Consider the following 16,568-nt stretch of genomic DNA (forward strand, 5'->3'; position numbering starts at 1 on the left):
CAACCCAAAACTTCAGCAATTTCTAACTGTGTTTTTCCACTATTCAACAACAGCAAAATTAAAATACGTTCTCTAATATTTCCATTTTCTTCTATTTTTAAGGCTTTTTGAAGTATTGTTTTTTGCTGTCAGATAATTTTTTGCTGGCATATTTCCTATTATTGGGTTATTTATTAATTTTTATTATACCAATTTAAATGCCGAACAGCTTACCCACGGACTAAGACGGTCTCGATAGGTCATAATAAAATTATCTCCTATGTTACTAGGGGTTAGAGCCAGCCCCGTGGTTTTTGAGGTTCAGGGGGCTGGTTTTTGACCTTATTAATTAAGGTCACTTTTATTATAGCATAAAAATAATATTTTAGGGTATTTTTTTGAAAATAAAATGTCAATTAAAAATTACTTAATTAGTACAAAATTATGGTGCGTTAATAACGCAACCTACGGGTAAATATAAAATCCTATAGCCGTGAATAAGTGCAAACAATACTGTAACTTCGAGTGTTTAATTGCTAAAATTTATGGTTATTCTGTACTTGTTATGCTAAATGAACAGTTTAGCAGAGGCAGCAGGGAGCAGGAATCAGGGAATAGTTAAAAGAGGCCGTCTTTATAAAATTTTGTTAGTTGAATAGTACCATTTTTATGCTACAGTAAGCTTTCCGATTTTTTTATTGCAACTTTAGCATAAAAGGTACTGAATAACATCATTTTTTTTATTCCTGAGCAGGAAAAATATAGTGTTTGCGTAGTGTGACCTACGGTTAATCTTTAGTAGACAAAACCTCTCAATTTTAGAAATGGCGAATGAAGGTTTTGGAAATTTAAAAAAAAGGAATAGAAGTTATTTTTTTTGTCTTACAGCTTTTTTAATTTGTTGTGCCAAGACCATAGTCATTATAGAATTGGCAAATCCACCAAAAAATGGTAAGTTGCTGAGCATGGCAAGAGATGCTAAAGATGGATCAATCTCCTGAGACAATATTCCTAAGATAGCATTCTCAGCTCGGCGAGTATACACACGAGAGGTAACGTTAGCATTTTTCATGTAGACATCTATATTACTTGAATAGTTATTAATAGAAATTAGCTCAATATATACCCGGTCTCGCGGATTCAATAGTTCAATAATTAAATCAAGTCGGGTTTCTTGAAGTAATAATTCTCGAACTTCTCCAAATCCAACTTCTGGAATAGTTTTGAAAGTATATCCTACAATCTTGGAATTGCTGTCTAAACGTATACTCACTGGTTGCTCCCTAATAGCTAGGTTACCAGAGTTAAAAACTTCCATATTGAATAAAAATACAGAATTTGCAGGTTCATCTGCGTATATAATTTTGAGTTCGTTACGAATTGTATCTGAGAAGGAAAGTAGTGAGGAAGAATCATTAATAATGCAATCTACTTGCTTAATCTTTTTTGTTTTCTGCCAGATAAATACAGATACGCATGCTGTAAATACTGATCCAGCAAGGGCACCTAAAGTAGCAGCAACTGTTGGATTATCGTACCAAGCCATATTTTTTGAATTTTCGGGTATTTACTAGCTAAATATTTATTATATTGCACCTGAGGGGGTGGCCAACAGCCTTAAAAGCCTTACTGGGTGTGGGGTTTGGGGTCACCGGGGTAGGGAAACATCAGGAGCTGGCTACTTTGGTAGAGACGGTTGAATCAGGTTGGGGACGGAGGTTTTTGCTGGGGTAACTCAAAATTCCCTTCTATTTTTACCAAACCCCACACCCCATACCCTGTCTACTTTTTAGCCTTGTTGTCACTTCCTCAGGCTTGGTATAGGACACTGCCTAGGTGAGCTCTGACTTGAGAAGAGGTAGTTTCTCGACTAACATCGTAGCCCTAAGGCTGACTTATACAATAGTATTGTAAATGCCCAAAATGGGAACTGGGCTAGACGGTGATCCCATAGCCATAGCCAAAATGCGATGCGCGCCCATTGAGGCGCTAGGCGATGCTCGGTACGAGCCGCTACGCGATCGCATTCTCAAACCCGAATCCTACCAAGCTCAGATCTGGCACCTGGCACATGCAACCTGTTGACTATACCACCCTGACCGCTGCTTGTTCTGAGCTGCGTGCTACCTGGGTACCAGGACGTACCGAACAAGTCTATCAACGCGATCGCTACACCATTGCTATCGCCCTACGCACCCTAAATGGTCGAGGTTGGCTCACCATTTGTTGGCACCCCCAAGCCGCCCGAATTTGCATAGGAGATCCACCCCCTCGGGTTCCCGACACCTTCACCTTTAGTGACCAACTGAGGCACCAGTTAGGTGGCTTCGCCCTAATTGCCATCGAAACCATTGCCCCTTGGGAGAGAGTCTTAGACCTGCAATTTGCCAAACGCCCTGGAGAACCCCCGACTTGGCATTTGTATGTAGAAATTATCGGCAAATACAGTAACCTAATCCTCACTGATGCTGACAATCTGATTATCACCACTGCTCATCAAGTCAGTAACCAGCAATCCAGCGTCCGTACTATTCAAACCGGTCAACCCTACGAACTCCCACCAGCCCTGACTGGCACCACCCCCAGTTTGACTGAACCCTACCAGAGCTGGCAAGAACGAGTAAGTTTGATACCAGGAGCAGTAGCACATCAGTTACTCAAAAGTTATCGAGGATTGAGTCCCACCCTCGCTCGCTCAATGGTACAAGCAGCTGGTTTAGACCCAAAGCAATCCACCCAAAACCTAGAAGAATCCGACTGGCAAAACCTATTTCAATGCTGGCAACAATGGTTAAAAACTTTATTAAACGTTAGCAAGTTCTCTACAGACAACCTTCAACCTGTTAACCTTCAACCAACCAACCTTCAACCTGCCAACCTTCAACCAACCAACCTTCAACCAACCAACCTTCAACCAACCAACCTTCAACCAACCAACCTTCAACCTGCTAACCTTCAACCTGCCAACCTTCAACCAACCAACCTTTTTCAGCCAGGCTGGACAAACCAAGGATATACGGTAATGGATTGGGGAATAGTTAAACCAGCTGAAAATATCCAAACCTTACTGAATTCCTACTACACCAACCAGCTCAATCAACACGAGTTTTCCCGGTTGCATAACCAACTGACTCAGAAGCTAAATAATAGCTTACGAAAACTAGGGCAAAAAGCCTCTAGCTTTAAGGAACGTTTACAGCAATCTGACCAAGCTGACCAATCCCGAGAAAAAGCTGACTTATTAATGGCATATCTCCAGGATTGGCAACCAGGGATGAAATCCATCACCCTACCGGACTTTGAAACCAACCAGCCAGTCAAGATTCCCTTAAATCCTGAGAAAAATGCTGTCCAAAATGCCCAAGCTCTCTACAAGCGACACCAAAAACTGAAACGAACTCGGGATGCGGTTGAGCCATTACTAAAAGAAGTACAAGATGAAATACAGTATTTAGAGCAAGTCGAGGCATCATTAACTCAGCTAAACACCTACAACACTCTAGACGACTTACAAACCCTACAGGAAATCCGCGAAGAGCTAATTGGGCAAGGATATTTAGAAGCTTCTGCTCAAAGAAGTCGTAATCTATCCGATGTCTCACAGCCCTATCGATATCAAACTCCCAGTGGTTTTGAATTATTGATTGGTCGCAACAATCGGCAAAATGACCAGCTGACATTTCGCACCGCTGGGGATTATGACCTCTGGTTTCATACCCAAGAGATTGCTGGGAGTCATGTACTACTGAGATTAGAGCCAGGAACAGTAGCTGATCCAGCAGATTTGCAATTTGCTGCTGATCTAGCCGCTTACAACAGCCGGGGGTGTCAGAGTGAACAGGTACCAGTTGTTTACACGAAACCCAAATATGTCTACAAGCCTAAAGGCGCTAAACCAGGCATGGCGATTTATAAGCACGAGCAAATCCTCTGGGGGCGTCCTGATCAAGGTCGTCATCACGTGATGGAATCTGCCTCAACCCAAAAAATGTAAACTTTAATTACAAAAAAGAACGTATTCTCTGTTACGATTAATTTAAAGCAGAAATTTTTAGGCTGTCGGTTTGGGAACGCGCAGCCTGGATTTTCCTCATGGAAAACGACGACGTATCTCTAATTAATTACGTGGATCATACCAGCTGTCTCCACAGCTGGTGATTTTTTTGATAAAATTTAAATAAAAATTAACAAATATACGGTGGAAAGAGGCAATACCGTTACCCAAAAACCAGGATGCTGTAGCAGGACTTTAGCTATTTGGTAAGCATATGCATTTGAAGTACCGTGGCCATAGGCCAATAGCTGATAGCTGAATGCTGATAGCTGAATGCTGATAGCTGAATGCTTACCCTAAAATCCCCTTTCCCCTTGGTCAATCAGTTGCAAACCAAAAACCTCAGCAAATTTACCACAGAGATCTAAGCGTACCTGTTCCACACTAAGATCTGGAATAAACTGAGCTAGACTACCCACCGGTTTATCCGCAATGCCGCAGGGAACGATATGATTAAAACCTGCAAGGTCAGGACAGACATTCAAAGCAAAGCCATGCATGGTAATCCAGCGCTTCACCTTAATGCCAATGGCAGCAACTTTACATCCTTCTAGCCAGACACCAGTCATGCCAGCCACCCGCTCACCCTTTAGTCCATAGACAGCCAATACCTGAATCAAAACTTCCTCTAGCTGTCTGAGGTACCAGTGTAAATCTTGGCGATAGTACCGGAGATTGAGAATGGGGTAGCCTACCAGTTGTCCAGGACAGTGGTAGGTCACTTCACCACCACGCTCTATCCGATGCACGTCCCAGTTAACCTGATTGGGATCGAATTTGAGAAAGTCAAGACGAGATCCTTTTCCTAGGGTGTAAACCGGTGGATGCTCCAGCAACAGGAGAATATCATCCAAACTGGAATCTTGGAGCCGTTGACTAACTAGCGTACGCTGTTGCTCCCAAGCCACTGTGTAAGGGACTAAACCTTGATGACTAATTAAACATTTACGCACGATCCTCAATTATCTCATACTCTATGCCCTATTTTATCAATGTCAACGAATGCAAAGGAATTTGAAGAGAAATCAAAAGTTGATGTTGTCTAGAATACAAAGTGATAGGGTAAGAGTAAGAACCAATAGCAGATCTCCCCAACCTCCACTGCTATTGTCAAGCGCAAACGTTACGAGATGGAGTAGTCAGTATGAAGCTTGTTATCCAAGGTAAAAACATCGATATCACCGATGCAATTCGTGACTATGTACATCAAAAAATAGAAAAGGCGGTCAATCATTTTCAAAACATTACCAATCAGGTCGATATAAATCTATCGGTGGCTCGTAATCCTCGGATAAACCCTAAACAGACAGCTGAAGTAACCATTTATGCCAATAAGACAGTGATTCGTGCCCAAGAGGGTACTGAAAACTTGTATGCCAGCATTGATCTGGTCGCTGATAAGATTCATCGTCAACTGCGCAAATATAAGGAGAAGCTGCAATCTCAGAAAACCCGTAATCAGGCCAAGACACAGGTAATACTCGAAGAAGAATCGGTGCCAGTTGATCTGATTAGCGATCGCACTCCTGAGCTACCCGAAGAAGTGGTGCGCATGAAGTATTTTGCCATGCCGCCAATGACTGTAGAGGAAGCCTTGGAACAACTAGAGCTAGTAGACCACGATTTTTATATGTTCCGGAACATCAAAACCGGGGAGATTAATGTAATCTATGAACGCAATCATGGGGGATATGGAGTAATCCAACCCCGTAATGGCAATGGTAAAACCAACCACAGTAACGGTAAGGTACCTCAAAGCCTTAGTGCTGCCGCAGGATTCTTATAAAAACTCTGTGGAAGGTTAAAGGTTGAGCGTTGAGCGTTGAGCGTTGACCATTGACCGTTGACCGGAAATCGGGGAGTGTGAGGGGGTGAGCGCAAGCCCCTACGATTCATCCATGGGGTAAGCTCACCCCCTCACATAAACAACAATTCTTGTGGTACTGTAGGTAATAGGCTAAATAAGCAAGTGTCACAGGCATGATAGTCTACGAGTTCAAAGTTAAAGGAAAACTCAATCAATACCGAGCGATTGATGAGGCAATCCGGGCTGGTCAATTCGTTAGGAATTCATGCTTGCGTTACTGGATAGATAATCGAGGTTTAGGGAGGAAAGAGCTATATCGGTATAACACCGAACTTCGCGCTATGTATCCCTTTGTCAAAGATTTGAACTCCCACGCTTGTCAGACATCTGTAGAACGATGCTGGTCAGCCATTGTTAAGTTCTTTGAGAACTGTAAGAAAAATCTCCCCGGGAAAAAAGGATATCCTCGGTTCAAAAAACGTAGCCGCTCTGTTGAATACAAAACGTCCGGGTGGAAGTTACTAGACCCCAAGCACATTGAATTTACCGACAAAAAAGGGATTGGTAAACTTAAATTGATTGGGACGTGGGATTTGGCATTCTATCGAGTTAAACAGATTAAGCGAGTGAGACTGGTTAGACGAGCTGATGGTTATTATTGCCAATTCTGTATTCAAGTAGATGTCAACGTTGATGTTGAACCGACAAAGCACAACGTTGGTTTAGATGTCGGACTCAAAGAGTTCTACACAGATTCAGATGGCAATACTGAACCCAACCCACGATTCTACAGAAAAAGCGAGAAACGGATGAAGTTCTATCAACGTCGCGTTTCTCGAAAGAAAAAAGGCAGTGCTAACCGTAAGCGCGCCATTAATAAGCTAGGACGTGTACACCTCAAAATAAGTAGGCAACGTGAAGAACATGCTAAGAGAGTAGCGCGTTGCGTAGTCCTGTCTAACGACATGGTCGCCTACGAAGATTTGAGGATTAAGAACCTGGTGAAAAACCATTGTCTCGCCAAGTCTATTAATGATGCAGGTTGGTATCAATTCAGGAAGTGGTTAGAGTATTTTGGCAAAAAGTTGGGCAGAGTAACAGTTGTCGTTAACCCTGCCTACACAAGCCAAAATTGTTCAAGTTGTGGAACAACGGTCAAGAAATCACTATCAACTCGAACCCATGTTTGTCGATGTGGATGTGTTCTAGATCGCGACCAAAATGCCGCCATCAATATTCTGAATTCTGCTTTAAGTACGATGGGGCACATCGGAACTTGGATCGATAAAGATCCCAACGCTTCGGGAGACCTGAGCACTACTGGGACTGGAGAAATCCTGTCTCAGCAACTTGGGTCGCTGAACGAAGAATCCCCCGGTTTCTAACCGTGGGGAGTGTCAAGTTATAGTGTTTCCATGGAAATTGGAATTGTGAGAAGGAAAACCAGTGTTCATCCCCTGCTCTTAGCACAGGGTTGTTCAACTGGGTTTTGGGATAAGATTAAGAGGGAATTTTCTGGTAAGTACCTGGATAGAAATAAACAGGACTTACCCCAGCCACCTGGTTATTGACGGTAATTACACCGATTTAAACCTTTGATGTATTACCAGAAACCAGGGTTTAAGGGTCTTGGTGCGTAAGTCCTGATCAAGTTAACTGTGTTAAGACCTGTGTAATAGGTGTGTAAGACCTGTGAAGGCATTGAATCCCCTTCTATTGCCTGATCTGAAGTTTATTGTTCCCAAGTCTTAACAGTTAACTTGAATTTTGCTCTACTACTTACATCTGCCCTATCTCCCTTAACTGCCCTCGTTGCCTCGTAAGCATTCAGCCGTCAGCCGTCAGCCGTCAGCTTTTAGCTCACGCTACTTGAGGTGCCGTCAGCAGACTTAACTCAGCATTATTCGAATGCTTACCTCTTTTATTAAAAAGCACCTCAAGTAGCACCTCAAGTAGCGCATTAGCTGATAGCACCTCAAGTAGCACCTCAAGTAGCGCATTAGCTGATAGCTGAATACTTACCTTGCCTGACCTCACTCTTAACGTTGTGCCTTTTTTTTTCCATGGAATTTTTGACCATATTCCTATCAGGCTTAATCACTGTCGTTTCTGGGGTGGGTTTCATCCTCGACAAGGTGATCGAAAGCAATATCCGCTCCCAGCTTTCCCAGGTCGAGCAATTGCAAGTCCGAGTTAACAACACTCCCAATTACCAAATTTTGCCAGGCAAAGTAGACCAGGTTTTAATTGCTGGTAAGGGATTATGGCTGACGCCAGATATCCGGATTGGTGTCTTGGAATTAGAAACTGATCCGATTGACCTTGATATAGAGAAGGTCCGTAAAGGTGGTAAAGACTCACTAGCGAACTCTCTGAGGCAACCGCTACAAGCTGGAGTGCGTCTAGTTTTAACCGAGTCAGATATTAACCAAGCTCTAGAGTCGCCGGAAGTTATAGAAGTATTAAACGATTTGATCAATGCTGTGATCAGTCGTGGCAGTAGGCGTTATAAACTACTGAACTCACAAGTCAACTTCCTAGATAACAACCGTATTTATTTACAAGTGACATTGCAGCAAGGAGATAATCAACCCCTAGAGATTATATTAAACTCCGGTGTGGGCATCCTGACCGGGAAAAGCATACAGCTAATTGAACCCAAGTTGTCGGTTGATGGGAACCCACTCCCTCCTCAGATAATCAAGTTATTTGTTGGTAGTCTTAGCCAGCGCTTAAATCTGAGCAATATCGAAGATGAAGGCATCACAGCCCGTATCTTACAATTCCAGTTAAGTCCTAGTGAATTAGAATTAGCAGCATTTGTCCGGATCAAGGAATAAAGCGTGTTAAGTATGAAATATCAAAGATGAAGGATGAAATATCAAAAATTCAATTTGGTTTCGTGCCACTAGTCAGATCTGATCACAGTAAATCAAATTACAGTAAATCAACCTTTTGATTAATCAGTTATTATGCATGACCAACAAGACGATCGTGGTATTCCTCTCGGTGTGATTGCCAGTATTTCCATCCTAGTCTTAGCAGCAGCAGGTGGAGGTAGCTGGTGGGCATGGCGTTCACAGCAATCTTCGTCTGTGACAACAACTACACCCAAGTCATCTACACCCAAGTCATCTCAGACTATACAACCCACAACTGAAAAACCCTCAACTAAGGAAAAAATTCAGGTTTATTGGCTCAATGATGTTGATAACCAAATTGTTTTAAGTCCCAGTTCAATTCCCTTAAATAATAAGACCCTTAACAAAGGTGAGATCTTAGAGAGCGCATTCAACAGTTTATTGGCTGGGCCGACCAATGGCACATTTACGACCACTATTCCCCAAGGTACAAAACTACGGGGTGTTTCTCTCAAAAATGATGGTGTTCATGTAGACTTGTCCCAGGAATTTACCGTTGGTGGGGGCAGTAGCTCCATGAGCGGTCGTCTGGCGCAAATTGTTTATACAGCAAGCAGTCTAGACCCCAATACTCAAGTATGGATTGAGGTAGATGGGAAACAACTAGAGGTTTTAGGTGGAGAAGGCTTAATGCTTGATCAACCACTGACTCGCCAAGATGTCAATCAAAACTTCCCACTCTAGAGGTTTCCCAGCTTAGACTGCTTTGAGCAGTTGCTCACTAGCGTTGGATGAAAATTTTTCAACCGACGCTGCGGCAAATAAATATACGTTGGCAGACCTCTAATTCCCATGCCCAGCAAACCTATTTTCGCTTCTAGCAGCTATTATTAGCTTGACATCTGTGAAACCTATCTAAGGAGTAATGCTTAGTCAGGTTTAATCCGCATTAGTGCTTGACCATATTCTATTGGTTCTCCATTTGTCACCAAAATTTCCATTACTTGTCCAGTCACTTCTGCTTCAATTTCATTCATCAGCTTCATAGCTTCAATAATACAAACAGTTTGACCAGCACTAATGCGTTCCCCCACCTCCACAAAGGGGTCTTCATCAGGAGCAGGAGAGCGGTAAAATGTCCCGACCATGGGTGACTTAATTTCTTCCCACTTTTGATCTACCCCTGGTGGAGGTACTGGTGGGGTTGGTTCTGGTGTTGGGGCTACCTCTAGTACTGGGGTGGAAGTAGTGGGAGTGGAGCCGATGGGAACCGCTACGGAGCCTGTAGGGGCTTGATAAGTAGTGCTAGCTCCACCAGAATCACTGGTAGGGGTGATACTGACCCCTTTACGCACTGTGAGTTCAAAATCATCACTCTTGAGGGTCAGTTCTGTAATATCAGTTTCAGCAATAGCAGCTAACAGATCACGAAGTTGATTGATGTCTAATGCCACAATTTTTAAAAAAAGGTTAGGGTCTTGGGGCTAAAGGCTAAGGGTTAAGATTTTTTGGCATTATTTTGCCTTAGTAGTCAGCTGAGTCCATTATCTTGATTGCCATGATCTCATGATCTATTAAGAGCATCAAATCAGGGCATCAAAACAATTTACTCGCGACCTTGGTAAGAATCATTACGGGTATCGATTTTAATGCGCTCTCCTATGGAAATGAATAGAGGAACCATCACCTGAGCTCCTGTTGAAACAATGGCTGGTTTGGTACCACCAGTAGCGGTATCACCTTTAACACCAGGATCGGTATCGACTACTTCCAACACTACAGAATTGGGCAGTTCTACTTCTAGAATCTGGTCGTTCCAGGTGAGGATGTTCACTTCCATTTCTTCAGTGAGATACTTGGAGCGATCGCCAATCTGTGCTTCACTCAGACGAGTTTCCTCGAAGCTTTCCATATCCATGAAGACAAATTCTTCGCCATCTTTGTAGGTATGCTGCATGGGACGTTTTTCGAGGTTTGCCTGGGGTACTGTTTCCCCAGCCCGAAAGGTTTTCTCTACAACATTCCCTGTCTGGACATTTTTTAGTTTGGTGCGAACAAAGGCGGAACCTTTTCCAGGCTTGACGTGGAGAAATTCCACTACCCGCCATACGGATCCATCTAACTCAATGGAGACACCGGTGCGAAAGTCGTTACTAGAAATCATTAACCTGCTAACTCGGGCAGAACAATCGGCATCTTATTTTACCCTTGAGAGGTTGAAGGTTGAAAGTTGCACTTTGGAGGTTAACCTAAAGATTTGTCCCAAAGTGGTGCGGCAAGGGACTTGCCAAACTTAAACTAAACGATACTGTTGGCCAATCACCTCAAAGCTAGTGAAATCGATGGAGGGATAGGGACAGGGGGAGAGGGTGATAACCTGGCTAGCTCAGTGGTTTATTGGTGTGATGGGCGCGGGCCCCAGCTGAAAGGGCGTTGCTGAATCTTCGCGCTGAATAGCAGTAGAGTGGGCATCCTGCCCGCCCGAAAATAAGCATGAAACTGGCAAGATGCCAGTTCCACGCCTGATGCCCATTCCACAGGTGCGACCCAAGGGCGCGAGCAATCCCTCGCGCCCTAGGAGGCGCGCACCTACTATTAAAATCATTCCATTATTAAGCAACGCTGCTGAAAGACCCACGCTAATTGAGAAACGGTATCATAAACTTCCTTGACATGGGAAGATATGAGATGAAGTTTTGATACGTTGTGGATCAGCCTTGACCCCACTGGTGTAATGCTTGGGGTAATTATTGTTTATGAAACTTTTAAAGATTTCTTTGCCAGATTGGTGGAAACCCTTGACCAAGACTACCCTCTTGGGGCTGCTGTTAATGTCCCTTTCCTTAGGTCTGAGTGGAGCTTGGTGGAACTTTAAGTTTAACTTTGGTAATCAAGAACCTGCTCGTGAAAGTCGATTACCAGGGGGTAATGCCATTACTGATGGTAGAGCTTTGTTGCGCTATGCCCTACCGATAGATAATCAGCCAGTGCGGAAAATACAAGCCAGTTTGGAGGATATTTCTCAACAAATGCGGGGAAAACGCTGGAGTCCTATCACCAGCGATATTACTAAAGCTGCTGTGGTTTTAACTAGTAGTGATCAGAAATTGCTAGCGGACATTCCAGATGCCAGAAAACCCCAAGGCGAAGCCCTAATTGCCCAGATCCAAGCCGAAATTGCTAAGATTCGAGAAGCTGTGGAGGCTAAAGACAAGGAAAGAGTCTTGATTGAGCGCGGGATACTCTTGGATCAAGTAGGGGAACTGGAACAATTGATGGTAGAGGAGTTTCCCTTTGAGGTACCCCCAGAGTATAGTAACTTACCTCAACTTAAGGGTCGCGCTACCGTGGAAATGACCACAGAGGAAGGTTCCTTGAGAATGGTGGTAGATGGTTACAATGCTCCAGTCACCGCCGGTAACTTTGTGGATTTGGTACAGCGGGGTTTCTATGATGGTCTAACCTTCAACCGTGCTGAAGATAACTATATCCTGCAAGCAGGAGACCCTCCAGGAAAAGCGACAGGCTTTATTGACCCAGAAACTGGTGAATACCGAGGGATTCCCATAGAAATCATGCTGAAAGGGGACTCGGAACCGGTTTATGAGTTTACCCTGGAAGAAATTGGTCGTTATCGTGAGCAACCTGTGCTACCTTTCTCTGCTTTTGGTACCCTAGCAATGGCACGTCCTGCAGAGGATCCCAATGGTGGCTCTTCTCAGTTTTTCTTCTTCCTGTTTCAACCAGAACTTACCCCAGCTGGTATCAACTTTATGGATGGGCGCTATTCTGTCTTTGGCTATGTTGTAGAAAACAAAGAGTTACTCAGACAGCTCAAACGAGGGGATGTAATTGAGTCGATGAGAGTTATTGATGGGATTGAGAATTTAGTTGAGCCGCAGGCATAGCTATCCTATCGGTTATAGCGCTACGCCCAAGGCAAGAGGCAAGAGGCATGCTAGCAATAGCTGAATATAATAGCTTTTGCTGCTTTTATAAATGTCAAACACCTTAATGCTTAGTGCTATAAGCGGTCAGCTCCTAAGCGGCTGCGGCGAAGCCAGGGATAAGCTTGATTAATTACCTTTAGCTCCGTTTATGCCAGTCAGAAGTATCAATCATTGATCGTTGTCTCGTGACCCTTGAATTAATAAAAGATATCGGAGAACAAGGTCTTCTAGAACGGTTACAGCCTTTCTGTCCACCAGGGGTTGTCGGGGATGATGGAGCGGTAATTCCCCCTCCAGAGTCTGGTCAATCCTTGGTGATTACTACAGATGTTTTAGTGAATGGGGTGCATTTTAGCGATCGCTACGGTGGGGTAAGCCAATGCACTACTAGTCCAGAAGATGCTGGTTGGCGTGCTGCTGCTGCTAATTTGTCTGATTTAGCTGCGATGGGAGCATCCCCCCTAGGCATTACGGTAGGCTTAAGCCTGACAGGGGATGTAGCGGTTAGCTGGGTTGAGAGACTTTACCAAGGCATGACTCAGTGTTTAAACCAGTACAATACACCAATAGTCGGAGGAGATATCTGTCGCTCGCCGGTTATTACTATTGCTATCACTGCCTTTGGTCAAGTCTACCCCGACCAAGCTATCCGCAGAACAGGTGCTAAGGTGGGACATGCCATTGTGGTGACAGGTGTTCATGGTGCTTCCCGGGCTGGACTAGAATTACTCCTCAACCCAGATTTCGGCAAACACTTAAGTCCAGAGGAACGACTATCTTTGATTAAAGCTCACCAGCGTCCCCAACCCAGACTTGATGTTGTATCTTTACTCACGTTACAGGTTAACAGGTTGAAGGTTGAAAGTTGGAACTTTCAACCTGATAACTTTCAACCTGATAACTTTCAATCTGATAACTTTCAACCTTCAACCCTTCAACCTTCAAACCTTCAACCTTCAAACCTTCAACCTTCAACCCTTCAACCTTCAACCCTTCAACCTTCAACCCTCCAACTATCCATTGCGGGTATGGATAGTAGCGATGGTTTAGCAGATGCTATTGTACAAATTTGTGGTGCCAGTGGTGTTGGTGCAGAGATTGATCCTAACCGAATTACCCTACCTCCAAGCTTCAGTAAATTGGTGTCTCCAGAGCAAGCTTTGGATTGGGCGTTGTATGGTGGTGAAGATTTTGAATTAGTGCTATGTTTGCCCACTGAAGCTGCTGAGGAATTAGTGGCACAACTGGGGGAGGGAGCAGCAGTAATTGGCAAGATTACTAGTGGTAATGAGGTCTGGTTGAAAGATAAGACTGGTACTTATGCTGATCAATTGCTGAGTTTAAATAAGGGATTTCAGCATTTTTGAAATTTTTCCCTTAGAAGTGATTAACCGGATTTACTATTATTCCTTATGTATCTGATCTCAATCAGACTTGGTCAGGTATCATAACTTGACTCAATAAACAAGATCCAGGTGCGATCAATTTTCTGGTTCAGATTCACTACACTGTCTTGATGCAGTCGCTCATGGGGGAAACCCCCAAGACCGCGCTGCATCGCTGTCTGAGATAGTATTAACTTTGAACAATTTGCCTTGGCTTACGATAATATCTGCAAATACCTAGCAGAAGAATACCCATCGGAGTTTTTTCACTGGCTATTGGGTGAAGAACCTAGAGATATTCAGGTACTTAAAAGCGAATTGAGTAGTGAACCAATTCAAGCTGATGCTCTGACTTTACTCCAAAGTACAAACCAAATTCTGCACCTAGAATTTCAAACCTTACCCCAATCCGAGCCACCATTACCATTTCGGATGTTGGACTATTGGGTCAGATTACATCGCAAGTACCGATGTCCGATTGAGCAGGTGGTAATTTTTCTAAAGTCTACGACCTCACAGATGGTATTTACTAACGAGTTTAGAGATACTAACACCTGGCATCGTTATCGGATAATTCGTCTGTGGGAGCAAGACCCATTACCACTATTGGCCAATCGGGCTTTGTTACCCTTGGCCACTTTAGCCAGGAGTAATCGGCCTAATCTATTGTTGGAGCAAGTCGTTGCTGAAGTCGATAGAATTGAAGAACAAGGTCAACTCCGAACCCTAGCGGCCTGTGTGGATGTACTGGCTGGTTTGCGGTTTGATAAAGATTTAATCCGTCGATTTTTGAGGGAGGAAGTTATGGAAGAATCAGTCACCTATCAAGATATTATCCAAAAGGGAGTCCAAAAGGGAATCCAGCGCGGCAAGCAGGAGGGAGTCCTATTAATTGTGATGCGTTTGCTAACCCTGAAGTTAGGTTTACTTGACCCTGGGCTCCAACAGCAGATTGAGGGATTATCGATTACTCGATTGGAGGAATTGAGTGAAGCCTTGTTGGATTTTGAGACAGCAACGGATTTAGCGCTTTGGTTGGAGCACTAGGGAATAGGGAATAGGAAAAAATTCGGCGTTGCTAATGTCTTGGCGCTGAATAGGAGTAGAGTGGGCATCCTGCCCGCTCGAAAATATGTGGGCATCCTGCCCGCTCGAAAATAAGCATGAAACTGGCAAGATGCCAGTTCTACCAACATGCCAGTTCTACCAACATGCCAGTTCTACCAACATGCCAGTTCTACCAACATGCCAGTTCTACCAACATGCCCATTCCAGAAAACTCTTAAAATCATTCCATTATTAAGCAACGCCAAAAATTCGGTGTATCTCAATATCCCTACTCCCGACTCCCTACTCCCTTTTCCCAGCATCCCCTGTCAAAGAAAATGCTGCCCAATAATAAGGATGGGGATATTTTTCCCGTAAGTCTTTCTGAGCTTGCTGTAATGCCGATACTTTTTAGCTACCAGAATCTCCCAAAAAGTCAATCCTGGCTCGCCAATGCAAGCTGATTTCTCAGCCAGGGTGTATCTACCAAGGCACGTAGGAATATCCCACGTGCGCCATTGATGTCGCGATCCATCGATCGGCCATCAATTTTTGATTTAATTTTCTTGCTACCACCGATATTTATTAACTCACCTGTCCAGCTAACAGTTTTACTGGTATAGGCTTCACAGACGTCTACTACTGTTTTCCCTGTTTCTCCAGCTTTGTGTTTGAGGAACTCTTTGAAGCGATAATGAGCAAAAGAAAGCAAATTCCGAACAGTTTTAGACCTGATCTTCCTGTTTCCTTTTTTTGTCATTTCAGATGTCTCAAAAGTAGGAAGTAGTATAACGTCAAAGTTGTCAACTAAAAAACGGGCAGCCTTATGATGTAGTTCGTTAATCAGATTCTGAATTCTAATGATTATTCGCCTGGCAGCTTTTCTCATTCGACGTTTTTGCTTCCCTTTTGCCTTGCTTATTCTTGATAAGAGGCCATCGAGGTGAGAGCAAAGTCGTTGAATTCGAGAAAAATCTCCACAACCAATTTTTCCTACAGAATTCTCACTAAAAAGTGTCAAAAATGTTCTAACACCAGGGTCTAAAGCTACTACTCTACCTTGGTTCTCGGATTTTACTTGAGTAGTCTTGTGAGGGACTGTCAGGTAGTAATCCCCATTGGTGCTAGTTAATCGACAATCTCCAATATCATCTGGAAGTGTTTCAGTAAAGGTCAATTCACCCAGTTTTGTATGGTAAATCCCTTTGCTAGATACAGCCGACTTAGGGATGTAGCAAGACTGAACAGGATTTTTACGAGATCTAAATCGCACTCGATTTATTTGTCCAGTCTTTTTATACTTTTTCTTGGCCTCCCTTACAGCGGTGCAAGCATCCTTTATCGCTATAGATTTGATTTGGGTGCGGCTCTTTTAAAAGTACGGTAGACTAGATCTCAGTAAAACTGACAAATTAGTCAGAGTAATAGTTTGAGTCAATACCTCCTGGTGGGTGACCAGCTGAAAAAGTCAGCAGTAGTTCAGGA

At 43.6% G+C, this 16,568-nt stretch carries 14 protein-coding genes and 2 pseudogenes; 9 read left to right on the forward strand and 7 right to left on the reverse strand.

All coding sequences use genetic code 11. The features are described from left to right. Together F6K20_RS04770 and F6K20_RS04775 are read right to left on the reverse strand one after the other, a co-directional pair. Positions 1-116: pseudogene (locus F6K20_RS04770) on the reverse strand (IS630 family transposase); the annotation flags it as partial. Positions 117-847: 731 nt separating this feature from the next. After that, positions 848-1,525 carry a hypothetical protein gene (locus F6K20_RS04775; RefSeq protein ID WP_008184729.1) on the reverse strand — a complete coding sequence of 226 codons (678 nt, stop codon included), beginning with the start codon at positions 1,523-1,525 and terminating at the stop codon, positions 848-850. A 525-nt stretch (positions 1,526-2,050) separates the two neighbouring features. Between F6K20_RS04775 and F6K20_RS04780 the strand changes: the two genes are divergently transcribed. Next, positions 2,051-3,973 (forward strand): NFACT RNA binding domain-containing protein, encoded by a 1,923-nt coding sequence (locus F6K20_RS04780; protein ID WP_287293932.1) that lies wholly within the window; start codon positions 2,051-2,053, stop codon positions 3,971-3,973. A 356-nt stretch (positions 3,974-4,329) separates the two neighbouring features. On the opposite strand, the gene lipB is transcribed toward F6K20_RS04780, so the two are convergent. Continuing rightward, entirely contained in the window at positions 4,330-4,986 is a 657-nt protein-coding gene (gene lipB / locus F6K20_RS04785) for a lipoyl(octanoyl) transferase LipB (protein WP_287293927.1), read from the reverse strand. 191 nt (positions 4,987-5,177) lie between these two features. Here lipB and hpf point away from each other — a divergent pair, with 191 nt between their 5' ends. Together hpf and F6K20_RS04795 are read left to right on the forward strand one after the other, a co-directional pair. Continuing rightward, entirely contained in the window at positions 5,178-5,819 is a 642-nt protein-coding gene (hpf, locus tag F6K20_RS04790) for a ribosome hibernation-promoting factor, HPF/YfiA family (protein WP_287256451.1), read from the forward strand. A gap of 194 nt (positions 5,820-6,013) precedes the next feature. Continuing rightward, on the forward strand, positions 6,014-7,225 hold the full coding sequence (locus F6K20_RS04795; RefSeq protein ID WP_287293929.1) for an RNA-guided endonuclease InsQ/TnpB family protein: 1,212 nt from the start codon (positions 6,014-6,016) through the stop codon (positions 7,223-7,225). A 475-nt stretch (positions 7,226-7,700) separates the two neighbouring features. Here F6K20_RS04795 and F6K20_RS04800 read toward each other — a convergent pair whose 3' ends face one another. Beyond that, complete coding sequence (locus tag F6K20_RS04800) at positions 7,701-7,877, reverse strand: hypothetical protein (protein WP_008189002.1); 177 nt, start codon at positions 7,875-7,877, stop codon at positions 7,701-7,703. Positions 7,878-7,903: 26 nt separating this feature from the next. On the opposite strand from F6K20_RS04800, the gene F6K20_RS04805 reads away from it, so the two are divergent. Together F6K20_RS04805 and F6K20_RS04810 are read left to right on the forward strand one after the other, a co-directional pair. Further along, positions 7,904-8,680 carry an LmeA family phospholipid-binding protein gene (locus tag F6K20_RS04805; RefSeq protein ID WP_008189000.1) on the forward strand — a complete coding sequence of 259 codons (777 nt, stop codon included), beginning with the start codon at positions 7,904-7,906 and terminating at the stop codon, positions 8,678-8,680. 132 nt (positions 8,681-8,812) lie between these two features. After that, complete coding sequence (locus F6K20_RS04810) at positions 8,813-9,445, forward strand: GerMN domain-containing protein (protein ID WP_008188998.1); 633 nt, start codon at positions 8,813-8,815, stop codon at positions 9,443-9,445. Positions 9,446-9,630: 185 nt separating this feature from the next. On the opposite strand, the gene accB is transcribed toward F6K20_RS04810, so the two are convergent. Continuing rightward, positions 9,631-10,155, reverse strand: coding sequence for an acetyl-CoA carboxylase biotin carboxyl carrier protein (gene accB, locus F6K20_RS04815; protein ID WP_008188996.1), 525 nt, complete (start codon positions 10,153-10,155; stop codon positions 9,631-9,633). Positions 10,156-10,307: 152 nt separating this feature from the next. Then, positions 10,308-10,865: an elongation factor P gene (gene efp / locus F6K20_RS04820; RefSeq protein WP_008188994.1), complete on the reverse strand. Its 558-nt coding sequence runs from the start codon at positions 10,863-10,865 to the stop codon at positions 10,308-10,310. A 592-nt stretch (positions 10,866-11,457) separates the two neighbouring features. Between efp and F6K20_RS04825 the strand changes: the two genes are divergently transcribed. The 4 genes from F6K20_RS04825 (at position 11,458) to F6K20_RS04840 (ending at position 15,461) form a co-directional block, all read left to right on the forward strand. Continuing rightward, positions 11,458-12,609: a peptidylprolyl isomerase gene (locus tag F6K20_RS04825; protein ID WP_008188990.1), complete on the forward strand. Its 1,152-nt coding sequence runs from the start codon at positions 11,458-11,460 to the stop codon at positions 12,607-12,609. Between the two features lie 227 nt (positions 12,610-12,836). Beyond that, complete coding sequence (gene thiL / locus F6K20_RS04830; protein WP_008188988.1) at positions 12,837-14,018, forward strand: thiamine-phosphate kinase; 1,182 nt, start codon at positions 12,837-12,839, stop codon at positions 14,016-14,018. A gap of 228 nt (positions 14,019-14,246) precedes the next feature. After that, on the forward strand, positions 14,247-15,083 hold the full coding sequence (locus F6K20_RS04835) for an Rpn family recombination-promoting nuclease/putative transposase (protein ID WP_008188986.1): 837 nt from the start codon (positions 14,247-14,249) through the stop codon (positions 15,081-15,083). A 147-nt stretch (positions 15,084-15,230) separates the two neighbouring features. Next, the gene (locus tag F6K20_RS04840) at positions 15,231-15,461 is read left to right on the forward strand and encodes a hypothetical protein (protein WP_287293931.1); all 231 of its coding nucleotides are present in this window, start codon (positions 15,231-15,233) and stop codon (positions 15,459-15,461) included. A 58-nt stretch (positions 15,462-15,519) separates the two neighbouring features. Here the strand turns inward: F6K20_RS04840 and F6K20_RS04845 are convergent. Further along, positions 15,520-16,443: pseudogene (locus F6K20_RS04845) on the reverse strand (RNA-guided endonuclease TnpB family protein); the annotation flags it as partial. Positions 16,444-16,568 lie beyond the last annotated feature (125 nt).

It is taken from the genome of Moorena sp. SIO2C4 (assembly GCF_010672485.1).
GTDB lineage: Bacteria > Cyanobacteriota > Cyanobacteriia > Cyanobacteriales > Coleofasciculaceae > Moorena > Moorena producens.